Annotated in this window: 28 protein-coding genes, 1 tRNA gene and 1 pseudogene; 7 read left to right on the top strand and 23 right to left on the bottom strand. The window is 58.5% G+C overall.

Annotated elements, in window-relative coordinates; all coding sequences use genetic code 11:
- Positions 1-157: 157 nt before the first annotated feature.
- Together SPHFLASMR4Y_RS09835 and SPHFLASMR4Y_RS17420 are read right to left on the bottom strand one after the other, a co-directional pair.
- A complete protein-coding gene (locus SPHFLASMR4Y_RS09835) occupies positions 158-2,137 on the bottom strand; it encodes a sulfatase-like hydrolase/transferase (RefSeq protein ID WP_089133383.1) in 1,980 nt (659 codons plus the stop codon).
- Between the two features lie 108 nt (positions 2,138-2,245).
- Positions 2,246-2,833, bottom strand: a complete 588-nt coding sequence (locus tag SPHFLASMR4Y_RS17420) for a TetR/AcrR family transcriptional regulator (protein ID WP_089133382.1) — start codon at positions 2,831-2,833, stop codon at positions 2,246-2,248.
- Positions 2,834-2,945: 112 nt separating this feature from the next.
- Here SPHFLASMR4Y_RS17420 and SPHFLASMR4Y_RS09825 point away from each other — a divergent pair, with 112 nt between their 5' ends.
- Complete coding sequence (locus SPHFLASMR4Y_RS09825) at positions 2,946-4,388, top strand: carotenoid oxygenase family protein (RefSeq protein ID WP_089133381.1); 1,443 nt, start codon at positions 2,946-2,948, stop codon at positions 4,386-4,388.
- Positions 4,389-4,488: 100 nt separating this feature from the next.
- On the opposite strand, the gene SPHFLASMR4Y_RS09820 is transcribed toward SPHFLASMR4Y_RS09825, so the two are convergent.
- The 10 genes from SPHFLASMR4Y_RS09820 to SPHFLASMR4Y_RS09775 form a co-directional block, all read right to left on the bottom strand.
- Positions 4,489-5,208: a 5'-methylthioadenosine/S-adenosylhomocysteine nucleosidase gene (locus tag SPHFLASMR4Y_RS09820; RefSeq protein WP_186265913.1), complete on the bottom strand. Its 720-nt coding sequence runs from the start codon at positions 5,206-5,208 to the stop codon at positions 4,489-4,491.
- Positions 5,201-5,740 (bottom strand): adenine phosphoribosyltransferase, encoded by a 540-nt coding sequence (locus tag SPHFLASMR4Y_RS09815; protein WP_089133379.1) that lies wholly within the window; start codon positions 5,738-5,740, stop codon positions 5,201-5,203. Before SPHFLASMR4Y_RS09815 ends, SPHFLASMR4Y_RS09820 begins: the two co-directional genes overlap by 8 nt.
- A gap of 205 nt (positions 5,741-5,945) precedes the next feature.
- Positions 5,946-6,320, bottom strand: coding sequence for a 50S ribosomal protein L7/L12 (gene rplL / locus SPHFLASMR4Y_RS09810; protein WP_089133378.1), 375 nt, complete (start codon positions 6,318-6,320; stop codon positions 5,946-5,948).
- A 42-nt stretch (positions 6,321-6,362) separates the two neighbouring features.
- Positions 6,363-6,875 (bottom strand): 50S ribosomal protein L10, encoded by a 513-nt coding sequence (rplJ, locus tag SPHFLASMR4Y_RS09805; protein ID WP_089133377.1) that lies wholly within the window; start codon positions 6,873-6,875, stop codon positions 6,363-6,365.
- A gap of 545 nt (positions 6,876-7,420) precedes the next feature.
- Positions 7,421-8,200: a transglutaminase-like domain-containing protein gene (locus tag SPHFLASMR4Y_RS09800; protein WP_089133376.1), complete on the bottom strand. Its 780-nt coding sequence runs from the start codon at positions 8,198-8,200 to the stop codon at positions 7,421-7,423.
- Between the two features lie 110 nt (positions 8,201-8,310).
- Complete coding sequence (rplA, locus tag SPHFLASMR4Y_RS09795) at positions 8,311-9,012, bottom strand: 50S ribosomal protein L1 (protein WP_089133375.1); 702 nt, start codon at positions 9,010-9,012, stop codon at positions 8,311-8,313.
- A gap of 4 nt (positions 9,013-9,016) precedes the next feature.
- Complete coding sequence (rplK, locus tag SPHFLASMR4Y_RS09790) at positions 9,017-9,448, bottom strand: 50S ribosomal protein L11 (RefSeq protein WP_089133374.1); 432 nt, start codon at positions 9,446-9,448, stop codon at positions 9,017-9,019.
- 208 nt (positions 9,449-9,656) lie between these two features.
- The gene (gene nusG / locus SPHFLASMR4Y_RS09785) at positions 9,657-10,193 is read right to left on the bottom strand and encodes a transcription termination/antitermination protein NusG (RefSeq protein ID WP_067197598.1); all 537 of its coding nucleotides are present in this window, start codon (positions 10,191-10,193) and stop codon (positions 9,657-9,659) included.
- 30 nt (positions 10,194-10,223) lie between these two features.
- Complete coding sequence (gene secE / locus SPHFLASMR4Y_RS09780) at positions 10,224-10,418, bottom strand: preprotein translocase subunit SecE (RefSeq protein WP_067197601.1); 195 nt, start codon at positions 10,416-10,418, stop codon at positions 10,224-10,226.
- A gap of 408 nt (positions 10,419-10,826) precedes the next feature.
- Complete coding sequence (locus tag SPHFLASMR4Y_RS09775; RefSeq protein ID WP_089133373.1) at positions 10,827-11,714, bottom strand: phytanoyl-CoA dioxygenase family protein; 888 nt, start codon at positions 11,712-11,714, stop codon at positions 10,827-10,829.
- Between the two features lie 112 nt (positions 11,715-11,826).
- Here SPHFLASMR4Y_RS09775 and SPHFLASMR4Y_RS09770 point away from each other — a divergent pair, with 112 nt between their 5' ends.
- Complete coding sequence (locus SPHFLASMR4Y_RS09770) at positions 11,827-12,435, top strand: TetR/AcrR family transcriptional regulator (protein ID WP_089133372.1); 609 nt, start codon at positions 11,827-11,829, stop codon at positions 12,433-12,435.
- Between the two features lie 3 nt (positions 12,436-12,438).
- Here SPHFLASMR4Y_RS09770 and SPHFLASMR4Y_RS09765 read toward each other — a convergent pair whose 3' ends face one another.
- Both SPHFLASMR4Y_RS09765 and SPHFLASMR4Y_RS09760 read right to left on the bottom strand, forming a co-directional pair.
- Entirely contained in the window at positions 12,439-12,828 is a 390-nt protein-coding gene (locus tag SPHFLASMR4Y_RS09765) for a VOC family protein (RefSeq protein WP_089133371.1), read from the bottom strand.
- A 27-nt stretch (positions 12,829-12,855) separates the two neighbouring features.
- A tRNA-Trp gene (locus SPHFLASMR4Y_RS09760) sits at positions 12,856-12,931 on the bottom strand.
- Between the two features lie 244 nt (positions 12,932-13,175).
- Here SPHFLASMR4Y_RS09760 and SPHFLASMR4Y_RS09755 point away from each other — a divergent pair.
- The gene (locus SPHFLASMR4Y_RS09755; protein ID WP_089133370.1) at positions 13,176-13,544 is read left to right on the top strand and encodes a pilus assembly protein PilZ; all 369 of its coding nucleotides are present in this window, start codon (positions 13,176-13,178) and stop codon (positions 13,542-13,544) included.
- Positions 13,545-13,625: 81 nt separating this feature from the next.
- Positions 13,626-14,174 (top strand): cupin domain-containing protein, encoded by a 549-nt coding sequence (locus SPHFLASMR4Y_RS09750; RefSeq protein WP_222102922.1) that lies wholly within the window; start codon positions 13,626-13,628, stop codon positions 14,172-14,174.
- A gap of 6 nt (positions 14,175-14,180) precedes the next feature.
- On the opposite strand, the gene SPHFLASMR4Y_RS09745 is transcribed toward SPHFLASMR4Y_RS09750, so the two are convergent.
- From SPHFLASMR4Y_RS09745 to SPHFLASMR4Y_RS17150, 4 genes are all read right to left on the bottom strand, one after another.
- Positions 14,181-15,401 (bottom strand): aromatic ring-hydroxylating oxygenase subunit alpha, encoded by a 1,221-nt coding sequence (locus tag SPHFLASMR4Y_RS09745; RefSeq protein WP_089133368.1) that lies wholly within the window; start codon positions 15,399-15,401, stop codon positions 14,181-14,183.
- A gap of 52 nt (positions 15,402-15,453) precedes the next feature.
- Positions 15,454-15,849 (bottom strand): YbaN family protein, encoded by a 396-nt coding sequence (locus SPHFLASMR4Y_RS09740; protein ID WP_089133367.1) that lies wholly within the window; start codon positions 15,847-15,849, stop codon positions 15,454-15,456.
- Between the two features lie 74 nt (positions 15,850-15,923).
- A complete protein-coding gene (nhaA, locus tag SPHFLASMR4Y_RS09735; protein ID WP_089133366.1) occupies positions 15,924-17,117 on the bottom strand; it encodes a Na+/H+ antiporter NhaA in 1,194 nt (397 codons plus the stop codon).
- Positions 17,118-17,215: 98 nt separating this feature from the next.
- A complete protein-coding gene (locus SPHFLASMR4Y_RS17150; RefSeq protein ID WP_186265912.1) occupies positions 17,216-17,371 on the bottom strand; it encodes a hypothetical protein in 156 nt (51 codons plus the stop codon).
- A gap of 124 nt (positions 17,372-17,495) precedes the next feature.
- Between SPHFLASMR4Y_RS17150 and SPHFLASMR4Y_RS09730 the strand changes: the two genes are divergently transcribed.
- Together SPHFLASMR4Y_RS09730 and aat are read left to right on the top strand one after the other, a co-directional pair.
- A complete protein-coding gene (locus tag SPHFLASMR4Y_RS09730) occupies positions 17,496-18,401 on the top strand; it encodes a hydrogen peroxide-inducible genes activator (RefSeq protein WP_089133365.1) in 906 nt (301 codons plus the stop codon).
- Between the two features lie 63 nt (positions 18,402-18,464).
- Complete coding sequence (gene aat / locus SPHFLASMR4Y_RS09725; protein WP_089133364.1) at positions 18,465-19,334, top strand: leucyl/phenylalanyl-tRNA--protein transferase; 870 nt, start codon at positions 18,465-18,467, stop codon at positions 19,332-19,334.
- Between the two features lie 35 nt (positions 19,335-19,369).
- Here aat and SPHFLASMR4Y_RS17415 read toward each other — a convergent pair.
- The 5 genes and pseudogenes from SPHFLASMR4Y_RS17415 to SPHFLASMR4Y_RS09700 all read right to left on the bottom strand — a co-directional run.
- Positions 19,370-19,621, bottom strand: a pseudogene (locus SPHFLASMR4Y_RS17415) (DUF2155 domain-containing protein); the annotation flags it as partial.
- A 185-nt stretch (positions 19,622-19,806) separates the two neighbouring features.
- Complete coding sequence (locus SPHFLASMR4Y_RS09715) at positions 19,807-20,214, bottom strand: NADH:ubiquinone oxidoreductase subunit NDUFA12 (RefSeq protein WP_089133363.1); 408 nt, start codon at positions 20,212-20,214, stop codon at positions 19,807-19,809.
- An 81-nt stretch (positions 20,215-20,295) separates the two neighbouring features.
- The gene (locus tag SPHFLASMR4Y_RS09710; RefSeq protein WP_089133362.1) at positions 20,296-20,799 is read right to left on the bottom strand and encodes a DUF192 domain-containing protein; all 504 of its coding nucleotides are present in this window, start codon (positions 20,797-20,799) and stop codon (positions 20,296-20,298) included.
- Between the two features lie 16 nt (positions 20,800-20,815).
- Positions 20,816-21,436: a cold-shock protein gene (locus SPHFLASMR4Y_RS09705; protein WP_260806931.1), complete on the bottom strand. Its 621-nt coding sequence runs from the start codon at positions 21,434-21,436 to the stop codon at positions 20,816-20,818.
- Between the two features lie 153 nt (positions 21,437-21,589).
- Positions 21,590-22,072 carry a regulatory protein RecX gene (locus SPHFLASMR4Y_RS09700; RefSeq protein WP_260806930.1) on the bottom strand — a complete coding sequence of 161 codons (483 nt, stop codon included), beginning with the start codon at positions 22,070-22,072 and terminating at the stop codon, positions 21,590-21,592.
- Positions 22,073-22,290: 218 nt separating this feature from the next.
- Here SPHFLASMR4Y_RS09700 and SPHFLASMR4Y_RS09695 point away from each other — a divergent pair, with 218 nt between their 5' ends.
- Positions 22,291-24,021, top strand: coding sequence for a fatty acyl-AMP ligase (locus SPHFLASMR4Y_RS09695; RefSeq protein ID WP_089134807.1), 1,731 nt, complete (start codon positions 22,291-22,293; stop codon positions 24,019-24,021).
- The last annotated feature ends 88 nt before the right edge of the window (positions 24,022-24,109 follow it).

Raw genomic sequence — 24,109 nt, 5'->3', positions numbered from 1 at the left:
AACCGTGCAAATTTCATTTCTTCTGGCGCGCCGCGCGACTGCACGCCCTGTCTCGAAATCTGTGGTGAGCGCGGGATATAGGGCGATAGCGGCTTCGGGTCAAGAGGCTGTGGCGGAGAGGGGCACGGTGGAAGCGGAGATATTGGGTCGCTAGCGATCAGTCGCGCTCCGGTTCGGTCCGGTTTTGCCATCTTGCCGATCCCCAGATGCGGATCAGGCGGTCAACGCGGTGCCTGAAGGCGCCGGACAAATTGTCCGCATGAGCGCATTGTTTCTTCTCAACCAGGCAGGCTTCGCCAGTGTCGAGCCGCAGCGATGTGATATCCGATGCACCTTCGGCCATTCCGATCTGTGTCGGCTTTTCGAGATCGCCAACCGTCATCAGCACCGGCTTTGCCGGGATCGCCGGTTTCTCGCCCTTGAGAAGTGCCAATATGATCGCACGATAATCGCTCAGGCCGATCGGGCCGCCGGTTGAAACGCCCGGCCGATTGGTAACAAGAAAAGTGCCGTTCTGGCGGATGTTGATATTGTGGCCGTGGCCGAGGAAACCATCTTCGAACAGATCCTCGCCATGGTCACCGGTAATGACGACCACGCTATCATCCCACAGACCGTCGCGCTTCAATGTCGCAACCAGCTCGCCCAGTTGCTCGTCAGAATGGGCAACCGCGTTCCAGTACGTCTGCTGCAACTGGTCCTTTGTGGCGGCATTGATTTCCGACCGGGGCAAGGGACGATCCACCAGGTTGAGCGCCATGCCCTTGTGGAAATAGGGAAAATGCGGGGACTGGAAGTTGAAGTAGAGAAATTGCGGCTGCTCCCATTTTGCGGGGTCGCGATATGCTTTCGCGAAGGCATTCAGCAGATGCTTTTCGTCTATAAGGATCGAACCTTGCGCGCCATTGCTGAATGCGCGCAGATGTTTCAGCGTCTCGCCATCCTCAAATATGTCGGCATTTTCGCGCATGCCAACGGTTTCTGCAATATCGCCAAAACCCTCCGGCTGACCGGAAAACACGGCGATTTCATAGCCGCTGGCCTTCAGTTCCCGAAACAGCGACGGAGAGCCGCTGGCCGGCTGCAGGCTGCCGGAGAAGAGGGATTTGAGCGAGGCGGTGGTGAAGCCCACATGACTGAAAACCGGCGAAACCAGACTGCCCTCTTTGGCAATGGCTTCGAGATTGGGGGCGACCGCCTTGCCGTTGATACGCTGGCCGATCACGTCATAGCGCGTACTTTCCATGACGATCAGGATGAGATGCGGGCGTTTGCCGGTGATCCTGGTGAGTGGCGGTTGCTGTGGCATGGGGAGCAGAGCCAGATCGCCGCCATAGCCGTCTTCGTCCAGGCCATTGCCGGGAATATCCATTGCCAGCGGATAGCGGGCGCTGTTGAACGGGTGACGGTCCGGCATGTCGGAGACCCAGCCGTAGCCGTCATTGTCAAAATCGGTAAGCCGGTTGGCAGCGGTGGTGAACAGGCCCCAGGCGAGGGTGCGGTTGAGGCCGTTTTTCACATCACTCGATACCATGGGCACTGCAAGGGCTAGGATGAAGGTAAGCAGGAATGCCGCCAGGGCGAGGCGACCGCAAGCGGGCCATTCGAGATGGTCTGCGTGCACCGGAAATCTGCGGGAGAGAAAGCGATATATGTAAATATAGGCGCACAGGCCTAGGAGCAGGCCGGCGGCGCCCAGGACAATCTCGTTGGAAGCGAATAGCAAGGCATCGGTCAGGCTGCCGCCGCCGAGGTTGGCCATCAGGGCAAAGCTCATCGTATCGCTGAAATATTGGTGCAGCTGGAAGGTCAGCGCGAGCAGCAGCACATAGGTGGCACCGACGACCGTTGACAGGAAGAAAAGGGGTGGCCAGGATTTTTTGCTGCGGAATATCCGGACAAGAATCCACCAGATGGTTACGATCAGCATAGCCATCGAAGCAAGATAGCCGGCCAAGAAGAGGCCGCGCTCCGCCAGCGTGTCGACGGCTTGCGACTGGCCAAATCCGCCCGTAAACAAGCCATATTTGCGATCGGCGAGAGCAAGCTCCAGCGCGGCGAGCAAGCCCATCAGACCGAGGATCACGCCGGCGAGCAGCGGCTTCTTTCTGTCGCTTCTGGTGAAAAAGTCCCGCATTATCTTTGTTCTGGATCCCGCCTGTTCTGCGCCGAGCGAAGCTAGCAGACGCTGGTAAAAGGCAGGTTAAGCAGATCGGACTGCCGATCGGGACAGGCTGCGAGTGGATCAGGGTGAACGGAAATCCGTCATGACCACGGTTTTGCGCACCATCTCCGGATCATAATCCACCTGACCGTCAAGGATCAGCATCGCCAGGCCGTGGACCAGCGACCAGGCGTGCAAGGCCGCGACATTGCGTTGCTCGGCGGTCATGTCATCAGGCATCGCCGCTGCAATTCCCGCGCGCAACTGCGTGAAGGCCTCGCCCATCTCGGTCGGGTCGCAATCGAAATCCACCTTGCCGACGCGGGTGTAGATGAGCCGGAACAGGGCAGGATTTTCCACCGCCCATGTGACATAGGTGATCCCGACCTCAACGAAACCTTCCCGGCCACCACCGGCGTCTCTGGCCGCCCGGGCCTGATGGGAACCGAGGCGGCCGAGCGCTTCCAGGGCCAGCGCATCGAGCAGCGCGTCCTTGTTCGGAAAATGGCGGTACAGGGCGGTTGCCGACACGCCCAGGTCGCGGGCAAGGGCGCGCAGGCCAAGCTCGGGATGATCCTGTTTCTCGATCCGCTCCATCCCCATTTGCAACGCTGTCGCGCGCAAATCACCATGATGGTACGCCGCGTTCATTGGAAGATTTGGAGGCATGTTTGCCCCTCAGAAGATGCAATGTTGACACTGTTATCATTTTTTGTCATGTTAACATCATAAACATAGCGAGTCGATTTGCCAATCCGCTTTCAACGAGAAGGAAATATCCATGGCTTCCGCAATCGAAAAAACTATCCGTGCTGCCGTCACGCCTGTCATGGGCGCCGTGTCGAACTTCAACCGCAAAAGGCTGAGCGCGCCGGAAGGCGGTCATCCCTATCTGACCGGTGTGCACCGGCCGATGACCGAAGAATTAACGCTGGCGGATCTGGCCGTGGAAGGCGAAATCCCCGCCGGGCTGGATGGTCGTTATTTGCGCATTGGTCCGAACCCGGTCGATACACCCGAAGAGGCCAGCTACCACTGGTTTACCGGCGACGGCATGGCCCATGGCGTGCGGATCGCCGAGGGCAAGGCGCAATGGTATCGCAACCGCTGGATCCGCTCGAACAAGGTGAGTGATACGCTCGGTGAAAAGCGCAAGCCCGGCACCCGCAAGCCCCGGACCGACAATGCCAATACCAATATCATCGGTGTCAACGGCCGCACCTTCGCGATTGTCGAAGCGGGGGGATTTCCGGTCGAAATGTCTGCAGAACTGGACACTATTGCGCATAATCCTTTCGATAATAGTCTCAAACATGCATTTTCTGCCCACCCCCATCTCGATCCGGCGACGGGCGAGATGCACGCCGTCTGTTACGATGCGCCGGTGATGGACAAGGTCTGGCACGTGGTGGTGGACAAGCAGGGCAAGGTACGCCGGGAGGAACCGATCCCGGTGCGCCAGGGCCCGTCGATCCACGACTGCCAGATCACCGAAAACCATGTGCTGGTCTTTGATCTGCCCGCGACTTTCTCGATGAAGCGGATGCTCGCCGGCTATGCCTTTCCCTATGACTGGAACCCGGAGCATGGCGCTCGCGTCGGCCTGTGTCCGCGCGAGGGACTGGGCATGGAGACGATATGGTGCGAACTGGACGAGCCCTGCTACGTCTATCATCCGGCCAATGCCTTCGAGACCGCAGAGGGCAAGGTTATTGTCGACGTCGTCGTGCACGAGAGCACCTATGCGCGTTCCACCTTCGGTCCCGGCGGCAAATGGTCGAGACTGGAACGCTGGACCGTCGACCCGGTGAGCAAGAAGGTCGACCGCACGATTCTCGATGACCGCCCACAGGAATTCCCCCGCTATGACGAGCGGAAAACGACGCAGCCCTATCGCTACATCTACGATATTGCGCTGGCCGGCCATCAGGACGAACTGGACATGGCGGGAACCGAATTGTTCAAACATGATCTGGAAAGCGGCAGCAAGCTGGTCCGCGATTTCGGGCCGGGCCGTCATCCGGGTGAATTTGTCTTCGTGCCCCGCTCGCCGGATTCAGCCGAGGATGAAGGCTGGTTGATCGGGCTGGTGATCGATGCGGAGCAGGAGAAAACGGAACTGCAGATTCTCAACGCCGATGATTTTCTTGGCGAACCACAGGCGGTGATCCACTTGCCCCATCGCATCCCGCCGGGCTTTCACGGCAATTGGGTGGCGAGTTAGGCGTTTCTGCTTTCGCTGATCCGTCTGCGGCGATCCTTCGACAGGCTCAGGACTTACGGAATTGCTGCTGAATGGACTGGCTCAGGACGAACGGGTCTGGCTACAGCAATTCTATGAACCGCGCCGCCTCACTGGCGGCGCGGTTGGCGGCCCGTTCGAGATTGGCGTGAAAGTCGCCGCTGCTAGCGCTGTTGGCGCCGTCGGTGACCGCCTTGATCCCGGCCCAGGGAAGCCCGAGCAGCGATGCAACCTGGGCCACCGCCGCGGTCTCCATATCGACCAGATCGGCCTTGAGAGTGTCGCGCAGATAGCCGGAGCGATCGGGGCATTTCACGAAACAGTCGGCGGTTGCGATCCGCGCCTGGGGAAGGTCCAACCCCTGCGGCTGGGCGAGCGCTGCAAAGGGAGACCAGTCGGCCGGACCAATCGGCCACGCCCCTGCGTCATAATGGGTAAAGCCCTCGTGATCGCCAAATCGTTCCAGCGTGCCATAGTCGGCCTGCAGGCTTTGGTGCAGATAAAAACAGTCACCGTCCAAATCGCTCACCTGTCCTGCAGTTCCGATGACAAGAAACAAGTCCGGTTTGAAATGCTGCCGCAAAAACATGGCGGCAGCGCCTGCATGAACCTTGCCGATGCCCGAACATATTATCGCAAGCTTGGCCGGGGTCTTGTTCAGCCTCGGATGATCGACCGTCCGGTAGTCGCCAAAGGGGCTGCCTAGCTTGCGTGCGCTATGCCCGTTCAGAAAGGCATCAGCTTCAACCTGCACGCCGGTTATGACCGCTATGCGATCGATGTGATGCTGTGTATCAGTCACCGGCAAAGGCCATCAGCGTTGTTGGCTTCACGCCAGCGGCTTCCAGAGTCTTGCCCCCGCCGAGATCGGGCAAGTCAACGATGAACAGGGCCCGTTCGACCACCGCACCCTGGCCGCGCAACAACTGTACACCGGCCATCGCGGTGCCGCCGGTGGCGAGCAGATCGTCGACCAGCAGCACCCGCTGCCCGGGCCGGATCGCGTCGTCGTGCATTTCGATCCGGTCGGTACCGTATTCCAGTGCATAGTCGATGCTGACCGATCGTCCGGGTAATTTGCCCGGCTTGCGCAGCATCACCTTGCCCTTTTCCAGCGCATAGGACATCGCCGCAGACACGATGAAACCGCGCGCTTCAATGCCGGCGATCAGGTCGAAACTGCCGGGATCGACCAGCGCGATCATCCGGTCGATGGTCTGGCGAAAGGCCGGGCCGTCGAGCAGCAGGGTCGATACGTCACGGAACTGGATGCCCGGCTTCGGATAGTCGGGAATCGTGCGCACCAGCGCGGCGAGGTCATCATTGTCGGTCATGCGCCGGGTTTTATAGCGGCGCGGTGCCGATGCAAAGGAAAAGGCTCGCGATCAGATTTTCATTGTGTAGCGGCGACGGGGATCGCCAGACCGAGACAAGCGCAGGCAAGGCTGCTCATGGGCCATCGGGTGATGTAGACTGCAATAAAAAGGGGCGGTTTCCAAGCCGGAAACCACCCCCAATTTCTGTAATAAACCGTCAGGCTTATTTGAGTTCGACGGTACCGCCGGCTGCTTCGATCTTCGCCTTGATTTCTTCAGCTTCAGCTTTGGCAACGCCTTCCTTGATCGCTTTCGGTGCGCCTTCGACGAGAGCCTTGGCGTCGGTGAGGCCCAGCGAGGTAATCGCACGGACTTCCTTGATCACCTGGATCTTCTTGCCGCCGTCGCCGGTCAGGATTACGTCAAATTCGCTCTGCTCTTCAGCAGCTTCGCCACCGCCTGCAGCAGCAGGACCGGCAACAGCAACAGCAGCAGCAGCGGAAACGCCCCACTCTTCTTCCAGTGCCTTGGACAGTTCAGCCGCTTCCATGACGGTGAGTTTCGAAAGTTCTTCGACCAGTTTTGCAATATCAGCCATTTTAAATACGCTCCAATTTTCTAAATATTTGAGAAGTTAAATTCATTCACCGGTAGCGGCATAAGCGCCAACTACACGGGCAAGGGCTCCAGCTGGTTCTTTGACAACCCGGGCGATTTTCGTTTGTGGTGCGACAAGCAGACCAACAATCGTTCCGCGCAGTTCATCAAGAGATGGCATGGAGGCCAGAGATTTTACGCCTGCTTCGTCGAGAAGGGTGTCACCCATTGCGCCGCCAACGATTTCCAAACGGTCGTTGGTTTTTGCAAATTCCACTGCGATTTTTGCAGCGGCCACCGGATCATCCGATGTGGCGAGCGCGACCGGACCAGACAGCATATCTGCTATCGGGGCATAGTCGGTTCCTTCCAGAGCCAGCTTGGCAAGGCGGTTTTTAGAGACTTTGAAGCTTGCGCCTTCGTCCCGCATTTTCGTCCGCAGCTCGGTAGACTGAGCCACGGTGAGACCCAGGTTGCGTGTGACCACGACCACCCCGGCCTCTTTGAAAACAGCGTTCAGAGCGGCAACCGCTTCGGTCTTTTGACCACGATCCATATTTTGCTCCTTCACGTGGATGGGGGCCGAAACCCACATCCGATTCTAGTTATCGTCATCCTGAACCTGTTTCAGGACCCCCGGCGGCAAGATGCTTCCCGGAGGGATGCTGAAACAAGTTCAGCATGACGAGCGAAAGGTTTGGCAAATTGCCGCACCATTATAATCCGAAGGGGGGTTTTGGTCGCTCTGCCGCGTGAGAAAACGCTGGCTGCGTGCCCGTGTGTTGCCACACGAAAAAACTGATCCCCGTCTAGGCTGGAAATTAAGAGGGTCAAATTACCCTCACCGGCTGTCTCGGACGGAAATTGCGATTCTTTTGAGGGAAGCGCAATTTGTAGAGCAGCCATTAGCGGGATTCTCTACATTGTCAACGTTCTGTTGCAATATGTCCGGCTCAACCTCGCCATAATGGGCTTTGTCTCCGATAAAGATATGGCTCCAGATTCTCGTGTCGGTTGGCTTGTCGATACGGCCCATGGCGATGGCGAACGCGTCGGGGGTGCAGTCCTGTCGAAAAAGCGTCGGTTGTATTGCTGGATTTTTCAGGCGCGCGTCACGCGGACTCTCTGCTCAACCATGTTCATCGCACCGAAGGCGGTGAGGAAGGAGACATCGGTGGCGTCTCGGCCGATGCCGATGACCGCCATATCGCTTGGCTTTGCCATCCCGGTGGGGTCGACCAGATGCCAGCGGCCATCGAGAAACACTTCGGCCACGGCGTGGAAATCCTGCGGTGAGACGTCGGGGGCATAGGTGCTGGCAAAGCGCGCGGGTATATTGGCCGAGCGCGCCATGCTGATCAGGATATGGGCATAGTCGCGACACACGCCCTTGCGCGCGGCAAAGCTCTGTCCGGCATCATTGTGGACATTGTCGGCGTCCGATCCGTAGCGCATGGTCTGGCGGATATAGTCGGCCATGGCGGCCACCAGAGGGCCACCGTTCAGTCCGGCAAATTCGGTGGCTACCAGCTGGTCGAAGGCGTGAACCGAACAGTAAAGCGAGTTGAACAGATAGGGCACGGCCTCTCCCGGCAGGTCGGGCAGGGCGGTGGCGGGCAGGGCAGCAAAATCCGGGTTGGCGCGGTCGATCGCGACCTGCGCGGCGTAGGAGATGGTGAGCTGTTCCTGCTGTGTGGTCCACAGCCGGGTGCCGATGCCGTCATGGGCGGGGACGATGGTTTTGCCGGTTGCCGGACCGATATCGATGCGCGCATCTACCGGCTTCTGTCCGGCGGTCGCTGCGACCTCGACCTGGACCAATATCGTGCAGGGCGCGGCGAGGCGGTAGGACAGGTCTGCGCTGATCTGCAAGTGGGTCATGTCGGTCCTTCCGGAAATTGTCGCGCATGAAAAAAGGCCGGGAACGCGCCCGGCCTTTTTCTGAAAATCAGAATGTCATCCCCTGCTTGCGCCGGGGCGACGGGGGCCAATCAGGCGCCTTCGATCTCGCCGAGATCGACCTTGAGACCGGGGCCCATGGTCGTGCTCAGGCCGACCTTGCGGACATATCTGCCCTTGGCGCCGGCTGGCTTGGCCTTGATGACGGCATTGACCAGCGCATCGAAATTCTTGCGCAGATCGGCTTCGGAGAAGCTGACCTTGCCGATGCCATTGTGGATGATACCGGCTTTTTCGACGCGATATTCGACCTGGCCGCCCTTGGCGTCCTTGACCGCTTGCGCGACATTCGGGGTCACCGTACCGAGTTTCGGGTTCGGCATCAGGCCTTTCGGACCGAGAACCTTGCCGAGACGGCCGACTACGCCCATCATGTCAGGCGTTGCAATGATGCGGTCATAGTTGAGATCGCCGCCCTGCATGGCTTCCATCAGATCTTCTGCACCAACCGTGTCGGCGCCCGCTTCCTTGGCTTCGTCTGCTTTCGCATCCTTGGCAAATACGGCGACCCGGGTTTCCTTGCCGGTGCCGGCAGGAAGCGAGATCACACCGCGGACCATCTGGTCAGCATGGCGGGGGTCAACGCCGAGATTGATCGCGACGTCAAGCGTCTCGTCAAATTTCGAGGACGATGCCAGATCTTTCAGCGTCTTGATCGCTTCGTCGATGCCGTAGAGCTTTTCGCGATCGACTTTTTCGTTGATCGCCTTCATTTTTTTGGAGAGTTTCGCCATGTTCTTATCCCTCCACCACATCTACGCCCATCGAGCGCGCGGTGCCTGAAATGATTTTCATAGCCTGTTCAATGCTGTTGGCATTGAGATCGGCCATTTTCGTTTCGGCAATTTCCTTGATCTGCGAAGCCTTGATCGATCCGCCGGAAGCCTTGCCAGGTTCGCTCGAACCCTTTTTCAGCTTGGCGAGCTTCTTGATCAGATAGCTGGCCGGTGGCGTCTTGGTTTCAAAGGTAAAGCTGCGATCGCCATAGACCGTGATCTTGGTCGGGATCGGCGTGCCTTTTTCCAGCTTGTCCGTAGCCGCGTTGAACGCCTTACAGAATTCCATGATATTAACGCCGCGCTGACCCAGTGCCGGGCCGATTGGCGGGGATGGGTTTGCAATACCGGCTGGTACTTGCAAATTGATATAACCATCAATTTTCTTAGCCATTTGGCAGTCCTTTCATTCTTTTGGGATTGGCGAAAGTGCCGCACCCGCAAATTAAGTGGTCAAACGGAGAGCGAACCCTCCTCCCACAGTGGTATTCGAAACCGGAGTTTCAAATTCTATATGCTCCGGACTTGATCCGGAGCTTTGCGCGGCAATCGCAATGCTTGTCCCTGCCGCACCGGTTCCGCGTCTGGCGCGGAACACAAAACTAGCTGATCAGGTCGACTTCGCCAAAGTCCAGTTCGACCGGGGTTGCGCGTCCGAAAATGGACACCGAAACCTTGACCTTGTTCTTGTCGAAATCCAGTTCCTCGACAATGCCGTTGAAGCTGTTGAACGGGCCGGATTTGACCTTGACCTCGTCGCCGATTTCGTAGGCAACCGTGATCCGTTCCTTCGGAGCGTTGGCGGCTTCTTCCTTGGTGTTGAGAATGCGGGCCGCTTCGGCTTCGCTGATCGCCTGCGGCTTGCCGCTGCTGCCGAGGAAGCCGGTGACCTTGGGTTGGTTCTTGACCAGGTGATAGACATCATCGGTCATTTCCAGCTTGGCCAGAACATAGCCGGGGAAGAATTTCCGCTCCGACTGGATCTTCTTGCCGCGTTTCACTTCGGTGATGGTTTCGGTCGGGACTTCGATATCCTCGACCAGTTCGGTCAGGCCGAGACGCTTGGCGTCGGCCTCGATGGCTTCCTTGACCTTGTGTTCAAAGCCCGAATAAGCGTGAATGATATACCAGCGTGCCATGCGAATAACCTAAAAAACTGAGTGGGGCGTTTAGGCAAGGCTCAGGAGCCAGGCCACAATCCCGTTAAAAACCGAATCAACGCCAAGAAAAAACAGGCCCAAAATGGTGGTCATGATCAGCACGAGGATCGCCGTACGGACGGTCTCGGGCCATGTCGGCCAGACGACCTTGTTGGTCTCGGCCTTGACCTGATTCATGAATTCGCCTGGATTGACTTTCGCCATGCTTGATTCCCTAAACTTTCTCGCCGGTTTCCACATAAACTCCGGGTGTCAGTCATTTGACTGTGTTCGGATATATGCATGGTTTCGGAAAGAACCAGCCCTTTATACCCAGATTCCCGGATTCGCAAGAAAAAGAACCGGATTTTACCGGAGCGATGCCGTTTCGGTCGTCAGCCTGGTCCGGGGGACTCGCGCAAGCCCGAGAAGTCGGCATGGGTTGCGGGCTTTATTTCGAGCTTTCGGGTCCCCGTCGTATCGTGCGAGTCCGATGGCGCCTGTTCCCAGCAGAAGCAGGTGACCTGAGGGCATGTTGTACTTTTTCATTGCCGAGCTTGTTCGGCGCGAACGGCATAGCAGTCGAGATGTGCGGAACATCCTCCCCGCAAGCGGTAAGGACCTAGCGGGCGCTCAGGTCGAACGGTCCGACAATTTCCTGCCCGGGTGCATGCCGTCGACATAGCCCATGAAGGGCGGGTGGATATTATAGCCCAGCAATTCCTGCACGCGCTTCGGAAAGCGCGCCACTTTTTCCGGTGAAACGGCAAGCAATTGCTGCTCCAGCGGGCGGCACCAGCCCTTGCAAAATTGCGGTGTGACGATCAGGCGCCGGGCATCGGAACGGTTGCCGCCGCCGCGATGCCACAATGTGCCTTTTGCCAGCATCAGCGAACCGGCGGGCATGACCGCCTTGATCATGTCTGGATGGTCGTCCGTGCTGTCGCTCTTTTTGTCGGTGACTCCGGTCTGGAAATCGGAGCCGCGATTGGCGCCGGCGGGCTGCTGATTACCCCATTTGTGGCTGCCGGGGATGATTTCCGTGGCGCCGTTGGTTTCGGTGGTATCGCTGATCGACCAGAAGGTCGACAGGCTGAGCGGTTCGCGCGGCCGGGCCAGACCGCAATGGCTGTCGTCGAAATGCCAGGGCTGGACGGTTTCGCCGGGATGCAGGTTGATTGCGAGACAGGCGTAGAGCAGGCAGCTCTGGCCGAGTTCCTTTTCGGCAAAGGTCAGTTGCAGCGGATGGGAAATCAGGTCGGCGAAGACCGGATCCTTGTCGAGCATCCCGTATATGCGGTTGGACCGGTCACCTTCGAAATTGTTGCGGCCGCGGATGTCGGCGTCGATCCAGGGTTTCAACGCGGCCCGCTGTTGATCGAGCTGCTCGGGGCTGAGGACGTCGTTGAAGATGACATAGCCTTCTTCCTGAAACTGGTCCCAGGCGTCTTCGAAACTGCGACCGTGCAAATAGGGGGCGAGGTCGGCGGTCGATGGTTCAATCTTGCTCGCGAGGTTCATAGGTCGGCTCCGCAATTCGGTTCAGGTGATCCGCTCTACCCAATATTTGAATTGAATTCAATTCAAATATTGGGTAGAGCGTCTGGATACGGGATTGCCAAGGGAGGCGGCCATGGCCGGTCGAGGCAAAACGAGCGAACGTTCCGACCGCAAGGTTATGCGCGCGGCGAAGATTCTGGCGGCTGCGGAATTGATCCTGCGCGAAGGCGATGGCGAACTGGAAATGGGGCAGGTTGCCAAGCGTGCCGGTGTGTCCGTCGGGCTCGCCTATCATTATTTCGGCTCCAAGTCCGGTATGCTCGGGGCGATCATCCACGGCTTTTACGATCGCTATAACCAGGTGGTGAACCAGTATATCGATCCGGACATAGAGTGGGGCGTACGTGAAAAACGCCGTTTGATGGCCACTGTCGAATTTCTCTACCATGATCCGATGGCGCCGGTCATCCTCGGGGAAATGGCCCGGACCAACCAGGTCGCGGCGGTGGAATCTGCCCGCCATGAAGAAATGATCGAGATGGCGATCCGCAATATCAACTCCGGCATCAAACGCGGTGATATCGGATCCCATATCGATCCGGCCATCGCAGGGGCAGCCATTACCGGTGCGATTCGCAGCGGCATCATGCACGCCATGGCCATGTATCCGCGACCGGATCCGGCCAAGCTGACGCATCAGATATGGGGGATGATCGCCGGAGCGCTCGATATCGAGCGATAGGGTTTAATGGCGCTCGATCAGATCCCATTTGTTGCCAAACGGATCTCGAAACACGACGACCTTGCCATAGCTTTCCACGCGGGGCTCTTCGATAATGTCGATCCCGGCCCGCTCCATCAGGGCGATGTCACCATCAAAATCATAGGTTTCGAGGAACAGGAATACCCGGTTGCCAGCTTGCTCGCCGATGACTTCTTCCTGCGCTTCGTTGCTTGCCTTGGCCAATAACAGGCGGGTTTCCGTGCTGCCGGGCGGGGCAACGAGTACCCAGCGCTTGTCCTCGGACAGCTCGGTATCCTCGATCAGTTCAAAACCCATCAGTCCGACATAGAAGGCGATTGCCTGATCATAGTCGGGAACGATCAGGCTGATGGCGGAGATAAACTGGGTCATGAAGATTTCGATGATTGACGGAGAAAATGGCAGGAGTGCACGGACTCGAACCGTGGGCCCTCGGTTTTGGAGACCGATGCTCTACCAACTGAGCTACACTCCTGCACGGGCTGTATCACCCTCGCGAAACAGCTGGTCCGTGGCCATTAGCGCCCCGAACCAATTTCGGCAAGTGTCATTGTGCCCACAAAGGAGCAATCGGCGAGATGGTTAAATTTTTGCAGTCTTTTGTTAACCCAAAGGCCGAACGCGTAGTTTACCGGAATGAACGAAACAGCTCTAGTCGCGGTTTCTTCATTGACCAGGGAAGCCACCGCCATAGCGAAATCAGCGCTAAGGGAACAGGTATGACAGATTCATTGGTCCGCAGATCATCGGTATCGGCAGTCCAGAACCAACCGGCGATGCTCGATGATATCGGGCACGGGGAAGACGTGTCTCCGCCACACCCCGAGATCGTGATTCCCGCCAAAATGCGTTTTTCCTGCTTCCACAGCTTTCCGGTCGAAGTGACCGCCATTTCGCTGGCCGGATTTACCTGCGACGCGTTGCAGACAGCGCATCAGGGCACCTTGTGCTGGCTGACCTTGCCCGGACTCGGCGCGCTTGAAGCGGAGGTTGTGCACTGTGGCAATCAGGGCATGGCCTGTGCATTCAAAAATTCCCTCAATCCGGCGGTTCTCGATCATTATATCGACAAATACCGGGTTCCCTGAACGGTTCCCGACCGTTTGCCGGCTTTGCCGGACGGGATAACTGCTGTTACAGTCATCATCCAATCCGTATCCGAGGAAGATATGACAGACGCTGCTACTCCCGTTTCAGACAGGCCCGAACCATTGAAAGTCATGCGGATTTTCAGGGGCAAGGATGCGCCCAGCCTCGATGAGGCGGGGCACATGACCTATGTCGACGACGATCCGGTCATTCTGGACGGAGCGGCGAAGCTTGGCGAAGCGGGAATCGGGGAGGGGGCTGTGCTCAAATGCCTGTTCAGCGGATTTGGCTTTTCCCTGCATTATGTCTGGTTCAAGCCCGGATATCCGTTGCCGTTGCACAGCCATGACAGCGATTGCCTCTATTATCTGATCAGCGGTGATATCCGGATGGGGACAGAAGAGATGGCGGCCGGAGACGGCTTTTTTCTGCCCGCCGGCACGCCCTATACCTATACGATCGGGGACGAGGGCGTCGAACTGCTGGAGTTCCGCACGCAGGAGGATTTCGACATCCGCTTCAAGGGCAAAACCGAAGCCTATTGGGAAAAAATGCTCGAAAAACTCCGCGCCGAACAACCGAAATGGAAAGAGGCGTTGCCCCCGGTCAGGGACTATCGCAACGCCTGATTCCTGTTATTCCGCAGCTTGCAACTGTGGTGCGAAAATTCGGTTGAGTTCCGCATCATCGGCCTTGGTCAAGCGCTCCACCCACTGGTGGAACGCCTGTCCGCCGCCTTCGTTGCGGCCGAACCAGACCTTGTCGATCAGGCCGGACTGCAGGGCTTCATGCTGCCGCTTTCCGGTTTTATAATCTTCTTCGGCGACCACGACTTCAAGAAAGTCGAACTGCTCCCGCGCGCCCTGACGGACGGCATCGTCGGTCGGCTCATGTTCCATCACGTAAAATTGCGTGGTGTAGCTCTCGCCGACCTTTTCGCCGGGGAACAATTGCGAGATCATCGCGCCGCGTCCGCCGCCGCCATAGAAGCTGGCAATGGAAATATGCGGGAAGATGGTCCAGACGCCTTGCAACAAGGCATCGATCGGCCAGTCCTTTTCATCGATTTCGGTAAGATCCAGTTGCTCGTCGCTACCCGTTTTCTGGATGAATTTTGACGGGGAGGACAGGCGTTGATGAGGTCCCCAGGCAAAATAATTCGCCCGGTTGAAAAAATCGGAGCCGAACGTGTCCTTGTGCAGAACCGGCAAATGATAGAAGTCGAGATAGCCGTCATAGGCGGTCTTCCAGTTTGGCCCGGGAATGGTCCGCTGGTCAAACAGGTGCCAGCTGTCGAAGCCGAAATGTTCAAGCAGGCTGTCATAGCCGCAGAGATAGGATTCGATGTCCAGCGTGCTGTCCGGATCGAGCGTCACCCAGATCAGGCCGGCGCGTTCCAGCGTCGGGAATTTCTGCAGACAGAAATTCGCCTTGTCGACTTTGCCGAAATCTTTTGGCGATGCGATCGCAAGCAGGTCCCCGTCATTCTTGAAGGTCCAGCCGTGATAGCCGCAGGTAAAGCGTGTGGCCTTGCCGCTGCCTTCCGCAACGGGATTGCCGCGATGGGTGCAGCTGTTCAGAAAGGCCTGGGCGGTGCCGTCTTTCTGGCGGGTGATCAATACCGGAATGCCGGCCATTTCCATCGCCTTGTAGCAGCCGGGCTCGGGGAGTTCACAGGATGGTGCCATCATCAGCGGAAGCCGTTTGAAGATCAGATTCTTCTCCCGTTCAAACTGGGCTTCGTCCGTATAGTCCGATGCTGGTATCGCAACCACGTCATCGACCAGTTCCATTGTATCCGCCTTGCCATGCTCGACCAGCGAACGGGTCATTTCCAACAATTGCTGCCGCGACATAATTCTCTCCTCAGATTTGGCTGAAGATTATCATATTTGCGGACTGCGGAAACTATTCTTTATGCGAAGGGGGGTAAACCGGCAAATTCGCCGGATCGGGTTCGTTGCGAGTCCAGATCCAGCTGCCACTGATCAGCGCGGCCGCGATCGGTATGAGATTCCACGGCAGCTTGACGAACAGCAGGGCGAGTAGGCAACTCGCAGCGAATGCGATCGTTGCCGCCCATTTGCCGCGCCGGGTGATCGCGCGCCGTTCGCGCCAGTTCCTGATATGATGGCCAAAAACATGATGGTCGACCAGCCAGGCTTCTAGCCGCGGCGAGCTGTTGGCAAAGCAGAAGGCGGCGAGAATCATGAACGGCACGGTCGGGAGCAGCGGCAGGAGCACGCCAATGCCGCCCAGCCCAAGCGAAGCCAGTCCGGCCACCAGATAGAATTGTCGCTTCATGACTGCGCTCTATCACGCTTTGCGGCGATTGCCGACCGATTCGACAGAGCTGTTTTGACAGGGGCGAGAGGCGATCAGGCCGGCTTTGCCAGAGCGGCGGCGCCGGGTGCCGAGGCGAAGCGCAGCAGGCTGTAGCCGAGCAGGCCCGAAATCACCGAACCGCTGATCACGCCCAGTTTTACGGTTTCGATCTGCTCCGGGTCGACGAAGGCGAGGTTGCCGATGAACAGGCTCATCGTGAAGCCGATACCGGTCAGACAGGCGAGCCCGTATAGCTGCAACCAACTGACCCCCGCCGGTCGCTTCACCAGCCCGACCTTCGTCGCGAGAAATATGAAGCCGAACACGCCGACCTGCTTGCCGACCACCAGGCCGGCGGCGATGCCCAGCGCCAGCGGCGCCATCAGATCGGCGATCTGCAGCCCGGCGAGGGACACGCCGGCATTGGCGAAGGCGAAGATCGGCAGCACCAGAAAAGCGGTCCACGGATGCAGAAAATGTTCGAGATGCTTGAGCGGAGAACTGCCGTCTTTGGCGTTCAGCGGGATCGCCAGCGCCGCGATGACCCCGGCGAGCGTGGCATGGACGCCGGACTTCAGGACGCAGATCCAGAGAAATATCCCTACCAATATATAGGGCGCCGTCCGGATCACACCCAGCCGGTTCATCGCGAACAGCACGATGGTTCCGCCGCCGGCGAGCAACAGCGAGAAGCTGGAAACCTCGGCAGTGTAGAATAAGGCGATGATGATGATTGCGCCGATATCATCGATAATTGCGATCGCAAGCAGCAGCACCTTCAGCGAGAGCGGTGCATGTTTGCCGAGCAGGGCGAGCACGCCGAGAGCAAAGGCGATATCGGTCGCCGCCGGAATCGCCCAGCCGTTGATATTCTGTGGCACCGTCCAGTTGAAATAGAGAAACACCAGTGCCGGCAGCGCCATGCCGCCAATCGCTGCCACAGCCGGGAGCGCGGCTTGTTCAACGCTGGAAAGCTGTCCCTCGATCAGTTCGCGCTTCACTTCCAGTCCAACCAGAAAGAAGAAGATCGCCATCAGCCCGTCGTTGATCCACAGCGACAGCGGCTTGGCGATTTCCAGCGCGCCGAACTGCATCGCGACAGGAATGTCGAGAAAAGCGAGATAATAGGGATTGAGCGCGCTGTTGATCGCGACCATCGCCGCCACCGCGGCGCAGAACAGGACGATGCCGGCGCTGGTTTCCTGCGCGATAAATTCCTGCAATGCGGCACTTATTTTCTTTACCATCAGGGGACCATTCTCGTTTCACTCGTGCCTGTAAAAATCGGGGCGGCCAGCCGATGAGGGAAAGCTGCCGCCCCAGTCGTGGGGGAAGGGAAAGCCGGTTAGACGGTTTCACCTTCCTGGTGCAATCGGGCGCGCCGCTCGGTTTCGCGGATGCGTTCGGCGAGGCTGCGCTGCAGTTTTTTCAGCTCATAGGCCTGTTCATCATGGTCGCGCTGGCTGCCGGACTTTTCTCCCGTGTCTTTCATGTCATTCACGAGATAACCTCTTTCTACCGTGGCTGAGCATCGATGCGGTTGATATGACGGGATGGACGTGATAAATCCAATCGAATGAAATGGAGATGATCAATAGACTATTTCTATAAGATAGGGTCCAGCCATGCCGACGTTACGCCAGTTTGAATATCTTGTTGCGGTTGCCGATCAGGGGCATTTCGGCAAGGCGGCGCAGGCCGCGGGCGCTTCGCAGCCAACCCTGAGTCATCAACTGCGGACACTGGAGCAGCGCCTGGGGGTCACCCTGGTCGAACGGCGGACCCACGGTGCCGAACTGACGCCGGTCGGCCGCGAGATCGCTGCCCGCGCGCGTCAGGTTCTGGTCGAGGTCAAGGATATTCGCGATCTCGCCGAGCGGGCCAGCGACAGCCTTGCGGGCATATTGCGCTTTGGCGTGTCGCCAACATTGGGGCCCTATCTGATGCCGCCGGTGATTGCCGCGCTGCACCGCACCCGGCCGGACCTGCGCTTCTACATGCGTGAGGGAATCCCCGACCTGCAGGCTATGGAACTGACCAAGGGATCGATCGACATGCTGCTCGGGCCGTTGCCGATCGAAGGCGAAAATCTGCATATCGAGCCGCTGTTCCGCGAGCCGCTGATGCTGGTTGCCTCTCCCGACCATGTCCTGGCATCGCGCGACAATCTGACAGTTGCCGATCTGGCCGGACTGCCGGTGTTGAGCCTCGATCGCCGGCATCATCTGCACCGGGACGTGGCGCGCCAGTGTCAGCAGCATGACATGAATTTGCTGCGCGACTATGAAGGCACCAGCCTGGACAGCGTTCGACAGATGGTGGCTTCGGGGCTGGGGCTGGCGATTCTGCCGGAACTCTATGTGCGTTCCGAACTGGCGCGCGGTGGCGATGTCGCGCTGCTCGACGTCGACGGCTGGTCGGTATCCCGCAGCATTGGTGCCGCCTGGCGCACCAATGCCGGTTTTGCCGGCGAATATGCAGCAATTGCGGAAAAAATTGCCGAGGAAGCCCGGATCCTGATGGCCGATTGAAAAGCCGCCATTTTTCTCGCTTTCCGTCTGGGCGAATGAGGCTGGTCACGTTATTCCCGGCGCATGAGCATTGATCTTGATCTTCTTATGAAAGCCTATGCTTCGGGCATATTTCCGATGGCGGACGCCCGGGATGATCCGGAAACCTTCTGGGTGGAACCAAAAGCGCGGGCCATCATCCCGCTCGACAATTTCCGGATGTCGCGCTCGCTGCGCAAAACCATCAGGTCGGACAAGTTCCGGGTGTCGACCGACCAAGCCTTCGCCGATGTGATCCGGATATGCGCGAGCGAGGCCGCCGACCGCAAGGAGACCTGGATCAATGCCGAAATCGAGGAGGCGTTCAACCAGCTGCACGCCATGGGCCACGCGCATAGCGTCGAATGCTGGCTGCGGAACGCCGAAACCGGTCGGGAAGATCTGGTTGGCGGTCTCTATGGTCTGGCCATCGGCGGTGCCTTTTGCGGGGAAAGCATGTTCTCGCGCGCCAGCGATGCGTCAAAAGTGGCGCTGGCCTGGCTGGTGGCGCGGTTGAAGGTCGGTGGATTTCCGCTGCTCGACTGCCAGTTCATGACCGATCATCTGGCGTCATTGGGGGCGGTGGAAATCAGCCAGACAGACTATCTGGAACTGCTCGGAAAGGTGCGGAATTATGCGCCGTCTTCGGATTCGGCGATCAGGTCGCCGATCAGATCCTCCGGCGGGTTGCCGACCGGTGGTGCGGGTCTGGCGGCCGGTGCCGGAGCAGGCGCCGGCCGGGGCGCGGCAGCCGCAGGTGCCGGGCTTTCCGGCTCGGTTTCATTCGGCGCGCTTGATATATTGTTGGCCAGATTGGACGACGATGTCCGTGGCGCTGTCGGATTGGCTGAATCCTCCGGAGGATCTTCCTCGCCGGGGAAGCTCATTGCGCAGCTCTTGACCCAGACATCATAAATCGGGTGCTCGACAACGTTCAGCGAGGGTGATTCGCGAAACAGCCAGCCGGAGAAAACCCGTTTCCACTGATCTTCGCCGGACCGATTGGAGGGCCGGTCGTTGACCAGCAGCTGGACGAAGGCGCCCTGTTCGGGTGTCAGTTCCCAGGGTGCCGTCCGCTCGCATGCCCGCAAGCGGACGATCGCGCGACCGATGCGGATCGACTGGCCCGGTCGCAGCTCGAGGTCCCGTGTCAGTCCGTTGCGCTTGTTGAGAAAGCCGAGCGTGGCGACGCGTTCCGCCATTGGCGTTCCGATCTGCTCGGTAACCGGTGCGACGAGATCGCCGTCGGTTGCCGCAACCTCTCCTTTTTCAGCCGCCTGGCCGGTTGCATTTTCCTCGACATTGTCGTCACTGAACAAGCCACAACCCGTCAGCAACAGCATGGCCGCCAGCATCGGGAATGAAACGGAGTGGCGTGCCATGCCTGTCATTCCGCTTCGGCGGGGTTCCAAGATTCATAGTCGCCGGTTGCTGCGGCCCGGTGACCGCCTTGTTCCAGAGCTCCTGCCGGACGATAGGCATGCGCGGTGCCGGTCAGGTTTACGCTCGGTTCTTTTTCCCAGATCCGCGGTTGCGGCAAATGGCTTTCGGGAATTTCGTCATAGCTGTGATGCAGCCAGCCGTGCCATTCCGGTGGCACCCGGCTGGCATCATTCGAGCCATTGTAAATGACCCAGCGCTTTTCGGCCGGATAGCCGCTGCCGCCATTTTTCGTCTGATAGTAGATATTGCCAAACACATCTTCGCCGACGCGCTTGCCTTTGCGGGCGCTGAACAGGGCGGTGCCGATTGTCGCGCCGTTCCACCAAGTGAATATTTTCGCCAATATGTTCATGCTGTGCGCTTAGCCCCGCAGCCATGCGCTTCGCAATGAAAAAATGTCAAACCGGACGGATGGTGGCGGTTGTCGCTATCGTCACTGCCAGGTGATGATGTCACCGGGCTTGATACCCAGCTCTGCCGCGCGCCCTGCAGCAATTTCAAACACCGCGGCCACGGGCTCGTTCGAGCGGACCGATTCCAGCGAATAGGGCGTGGTGTTGGCGGCGATCGATTCGATCGTCCCGTCCCTGCGGACAAAGATGATATCGAGTGGAATCACGGTGTTTTTCATCCAGAAGCTTGCGATGCGATCCCGGGGAAACGGGAAGATCATCCCCTTGTCGGGAGCCAGCCGGGTCCTGAACATCAGGCCCTGCGCCTGTTCGGCGCCGGTTTCTGCCACTTCCACGGTGAAATCATGCACCGCATCCGATGTCTGGACGCGGAGCGGCACCTGTCTGAGCCCTGCCTCGGAGACGGGCAATTCGGTCTGCGGGCCGGCCGCGGTGCTGTCTCCGGTGCGGGCGTAGCAGCCGGACAGGCTGGTCATGCCAAGCAGCGTCAGGGAAAGCGCAATCGCTTTGGCAGTCTTGATCATGCGGGTGAGTCTCTTTTCAGTCCGACGGAGGCAGGCAGACTTGCACGGCCATATGGCCGCGATTCCCGTCCCTGATGCGGGTCAGCAACAACTGGCCCGGAGCGATTTCCGCAATGCCCGCGTCGCGCAAGGTCTCCATGTGCAGAAAGATATCGCCGTCGAAATCATCGCTCACCAGAAAACCATAGCCCTTGGCACGATTGAACCATTTTACCTCGGCATTGACGAATGCGGAGTTCTCATCGACGATATGCATCGCCTGACGAGCGCCAGTCGTCGCCGGCGCATCATTTTTGGGGCCGCACTCGGAAAGGTCAATATCGAGAATTCTGGTCGCCTGCAGTCCCTTGGGCGCAACGGCATATTCGCAGGTGACAATGGCCATTTCCGGCAATTCCCGTGTGCCAAGCGATTCCAGCAGGCTCCAGTGAACCAATATATCCGATTGCGGACCGGCACCGCTATCGTCGGAATCGACATTATCCGGGACGATGAAGCCAAAGCCGCGATGGCTGTCGAACCATTTTACACGGCCGGTGGCGCGCAACAATTCGCTGCCGGTTGATGCGTGATCGTGCTCGTTTTCACCGGGCGCGCGATCACCCGCAGGGTCAGGTTCCGCAAACAAGCTTGCCACTATGCATCTCCGAACAAAACTAAACCAAACCAGAAATCTATCACATTCCGACTCGGTCGGCACTATATATCACAATATTATTAAACTGGCGATTCTTGACACCAGGGAGTCCTGCACTAATTATCGGACCCAATCTACTTGCACTGATGTTAGTTAGTCTTCTGCTGTTATTTCCTCGCCGGGCCGCGCAAAGACAAACCGCGACGCCAGGTCGAAATCATGGCCTGCCCGCAGGAAAGCCTGCAATTGCTTGCGACATGTATCCGCATCCTGCTCGCTTTCGGCATAGCAGCCGATCCGACGCTTGCGAGCAAATTTGTCGGCTGCGGCCCATTTGTTTGTTTCGCTGATCTGAAAGGCTTCGCGTCCGTCCTCTTCATTGATACCGGCCTGGTACAGCGCCTGCGAAACGCGGCGGGCACCATAACCGCGGCGGGTCAGCGAGGCAGCCTTGCTCTGGGCGTATAGGGCATCATCAATATAGCCCAGATCGACGAAACGCTCGATCAGCTGTTCGATCGCCGGAGGGGCGTCATCTTGCCACTCTCTTTCGCGAATTTTCCGGTGCAGATAATCGGCCAGTTTTTTGCGGCTCGTTGCATATCGCTCGACATAGCGTATAGCCAGCCGATACAAGCTCTCCTGATCTAACGTTTTAACGCTGTTTTTCAACGGCTTGACCTTCAGCTATGACCTTTGCCCTTTTTGTGCCACAGTCGGGCCGAAATTTAAACGCCAGAGGTACCCAATGACACTGGTAGATGCAGCTGACCGGGGAAACCAATGACGACCATTCCCCTTATGCCGAAGAGATTGATTTTGGGAAGGCTGGACCTCCCGGAAATGGATATTGGATGACCGAATTGACACCCACCCCGACTTTGGATGAACTTCCGCGCCGCTTCTCGGATTTTGATACGCTGGGCGATGCCCTGGACTATGCGGCCAGAGGAGAAAAGGGGTTCAACTTCCACGACGCCCGGGCCTCGCTGGTGCGGGTTTATCCGTTCAGCGAGTTGCGCGAAGACGCCTTGGCGTCAGCAAGGCGTCTGATCGCTGCCGGGATCAAACCGGGTGACCGGGTGGCGCTGATCGCCGATACCGAACCGCAATTCTGTGCGCTGTTCTTTGGCGCTGTCTATGCCGGTGCGCTGCCGGTGCCCTTGCCACTGCCAACATCCTTCGGCGGCAAGGACAGCTATATAGACCAGATTGGTGTGCAGCTGGACAGTTGTGATCCCGCCCTGTTGCTGTTCCCGGACGAAATCGCGGAACTGGCAGGCCCGGCCGGCCAGTCCCGGTCCATTCCGGTCTTCGGCTGGGACGCTTTCGCGCAGCAGGACGCTCCCGACGTCGAATTGCCTGCGGCCAGCAGCAGCGATATCGCCTATCTGCAATATTCCAGCGGCTCGACCCGCTTTCCGCATGGCGTTGCCGTGACTCACAAGGCGTTGCTGCACAATCTCGGTTCGCATGCGCATGGCATGCTGATCAACGACACCGATCGCTGCATTTCCTGGTTGCCTTTCTATCATGACATGGGGCTGGTGGGCTGCTTCCTGTCGATGGTCGCCAACCAGGTGTCTACCGACTATCTCAAGACCGCCGATTTCGCGCGACGGCCGCTGTCGTGGCTCGACCTGATTACCCGCAATCCGGGTACATCCTGCAGCTTTTCGCCGACCTTCGGCTATGAAATCTGCGCGCGCCGCATCGGCAGCCAGTCCAATGTGAAGGAACGGTTCGATCTGTCTCGCTGGCGGCTGGCGGGCAATGGCGCCGACATGATCCGGCCCGACGTGATGCAGCGCTTTACCGATGCCTTCGCGCCGGCAGGATTTGATGCCAAGGCCTTCCTGCCCAGCTATGGTCTGGCCGAAGCCACGCTGGCTGTGACCCTGATGCCCTCGGGCGAAGGCATGGAAGTGGAACTGGTGGAAGAAACCGAGCTGTCCGGCGAGAAGAAGAGCGACGGCAGTCGTCCGAAACGCTATCGCGCCATTGTCAATTGCGGCAAACCGGTCCGCGATACCCAGCTCGAAATCCGTGAGGAAAATGGCACGGTGCTGGCCGAAAAATCTGTCGGCAAGGTCTGGATGAAGAGCCCGGCGGTTATGGAATGCTATTATCGCGACCAGGAAGCGACCGACGCCTGTCTGGTCGATGGCTGGCTCGACACCGGCGACATGGGCTATCTCTCGAACGGCTATCTCTACATCGTCGGCCGGGCCAAGGACATGATCATCATCAACGGCAAGAACCACTGGCCACAGGATATCGAATGGGCCGTGGAACAATTGCCCGGCTTCAAGGCAGGCGACATCGCGGCCTTTGCGATCACGACGCCGGGCGGTGAAGAGACCCCCGCCGTGCTGGTCCAGTGCCGGACCTCCGACGAGATCGAGCGGCTCCGACTGTGGAACGAGATCCGCGACAAGGTGAGGGCGATCACTGGCATGAATTGCGTGATCGAACTGGTGCCCCCCCGCACATTGCCGCGTACCAGTTCCGGAAAATTGAGCCGTGCCAAGGCCCGGAACCTCTATCTTTCCGGCGATATCCAGCCCTATGCGGTAGCGGCCTGAACCGGTCCCGGACCGATTTCCCGGAAAGGGTGAAGAAAATCAGGCCAATCCTTACTTTTCGCTAAGAATTTGGTTGTAAGGACGAGCG

Origin of the sequence: Sphingorhabdus sp. SMR4y, assembly GCF_002218195.1 — a bacterium.
Classification (GTDB): domain Bacteria; phylum Pseudomonadota; class Alphaproteobacteria; order Sphingomonadales; family Sphingomonadaceae; genus Parasphingorhabdus.
This window is presented reverse-complemented; position numbering and strand designations above follow the sequence as displayed.

Bases quoted from the DNA above. Each gene is read 5' to 3' on its own strand.
- rplJ (WP_089133377.1), bottom strand. From the start codon at position 6,875: ATGGATCGTGGTCAAAAGACCGAAGCGGTTGCCGCTCTGAACGCTGTT.
- SPHFLASMR4Y_RS09715 (WP_089133363.1), bottom strand. From the start codon at position 20,214: ATGAACATATTGGCGAAAATATTCACTTGGTGGAACGGCGCGACAATC.
- SPHFLASMR4Y_RS09755 (WP_089133370.1), top strand. From the start codon at position 13,176: ATGACAGATTCATTGGTCCGCAGATCATCGGTATCGGCAGTCCAGAAC.
- secE (WP_067197601.1), bottom strand. From the start codon at position 10,418: ATGGCGAAAGTCAATCCAGGCGAATTCATGAATCAGGTCAAGGCCGAG.
- nusG (WP_067197598.1), bottom strand. From the start codon at position 10,193: ATGGCACGCTGGTATATCATTCACGCTTATTCGGGCTTTGAACACAAG.
- SPHFLASMR4Y_RS09815 (WP_089133379.1), bottom strand. From the start codon at position 5,740: ATGACCGACAATGATGACCTCGCCGCGCTGGTGCGCACGATTCCCGAC.
- nhaA (WP_089133366.1), bottom strand. From the start codon at position 17,117: ATGGTAAAGAAAATAAGTGCCGCATTGCAGGAATTTATCGCGCAGGAA.
- SPHFLASMR4Y_RS09765 (WP_089133371.1), bottom strand. From the start codon at position 12,828: ATGACCCAGTTTATCTCCGCCATCAGCCTGATCGTTCCCGACTATGAT.
- SPHFLASMR4Y_RS09800 (WP_089133376.1), bottom strand. From the start codon at position 8,200: ATGACCCACTTGCAGATCAGCGCAGACCTGTCCTACCGCCTCGCCGCG.
- SPHFLASMR4Y_RS09775 (WP_089133373.1), bottom strand. From the start codon at position 11,714: ATGAACCTCGCGAGCAAGATTGAACCATCGACCGCCGACCTCGCCCCC.
- SPHFLASMR4Y_RS09745 (WP_089133368.1), bottom strand. From the start codon at position 15,401: ATGTCGCGGCAGCAATTGTTGGAAATGACCCGTTCGCTGGTCGAGCAT.
- SPHFLASMR4Y_RS09770 (WP_089133372.1), top strand. From the start codon at position 11,827: ATGGCCGGTCGAGGCAAAACGAGCGAACGTTCCGACCGCAAGGTTATG.
- SPHFLASMR4Y_RS17420 (WP_089133382.1), bottom strand. From the start codon at position 2,833: ATGCCTCCAAATCTTCCAATGAACGCGGCGTACCATCATGGTGATTTG.
- SPHFLASMR4Y_RS09835 (WP_089133383.1), bottom strand. From the start codon at position 2,137: ATGCGGGACTTTTTCACCAGAAGCGACAGAAAGAAGCCGCTGCTCGCC.
- SPHFLASMR4Y_RS09825 (WP_089133381.1), top strand. From the start codon at position 2,946: ATGGCTTCCGCAATCGAAAAAACTATCCGTGCTGCCGTCACGCCTGTC.
- SPHFLASMR4Y_RS09710 (WP_089133362.1), bottom strand. From the start codon at position 20,799: ATGATCAAGACTGCCAAAGCGATTGCGCTTTCCCTGACGCTGCTTGGC.
- SPHFLASMR4Y_RS09740 (WP_089133367.1), bottom strand. From the start codon at position 15,849: ATGAAGCGACAATTCTATCTGGTGGCCGGACTGGCTTCGCTTGGGCTG.
- SPHFLASMR4Y_RS09730 (WP_089133365.1), top strand. From the start codon at position 17,496: ATGCCGACGTTACGCCAGTTTGAATATCTTGTTGCGGTTGCCGATCAG.
- aat (WP_089133364.1), top strand. From the start codon at position 18,465: ATGAGCATTGATCTTGATCTTCTTATGAAAGCCTATGCTTCGGGCATA.
- rplL (WP_089133378.1), bottom strand. From the start codon at position 6,320: ATGGCTGATATTGCAAAACTGGTCGAAGAACTTTCGAAACTCACCGTC.
- rplK (WP_089133374.1), bottom strand. From the start codon at position 9,448: ATGGCTAAGAAAATTGATGGTTATATCAATTTGCAAGTACCAGCCGGT.
- rplA (WP_089133375.1), bottom strand. From the start codon at position 9,012: ATGGCGAAACTCTCCAAAAAAATGAAGGCGATCAACGAAAAAGTCGAT.
- SPHFLASMR4Y_RS09695 (WP_089134807.1), top strand. From the start codon at position 22,291: ATGACCGAATTGACACCCACCCCGACTTTGGATGAACTTCCGCGCCGC.
- SPHFLASMR4Y_RS09750 (WP_222102922.1), top strand. From the start codon at position 13,626: ATGACAGACGCTGCTACTCCCGTTTCAGACAGGCCCGAACCATTGAAA.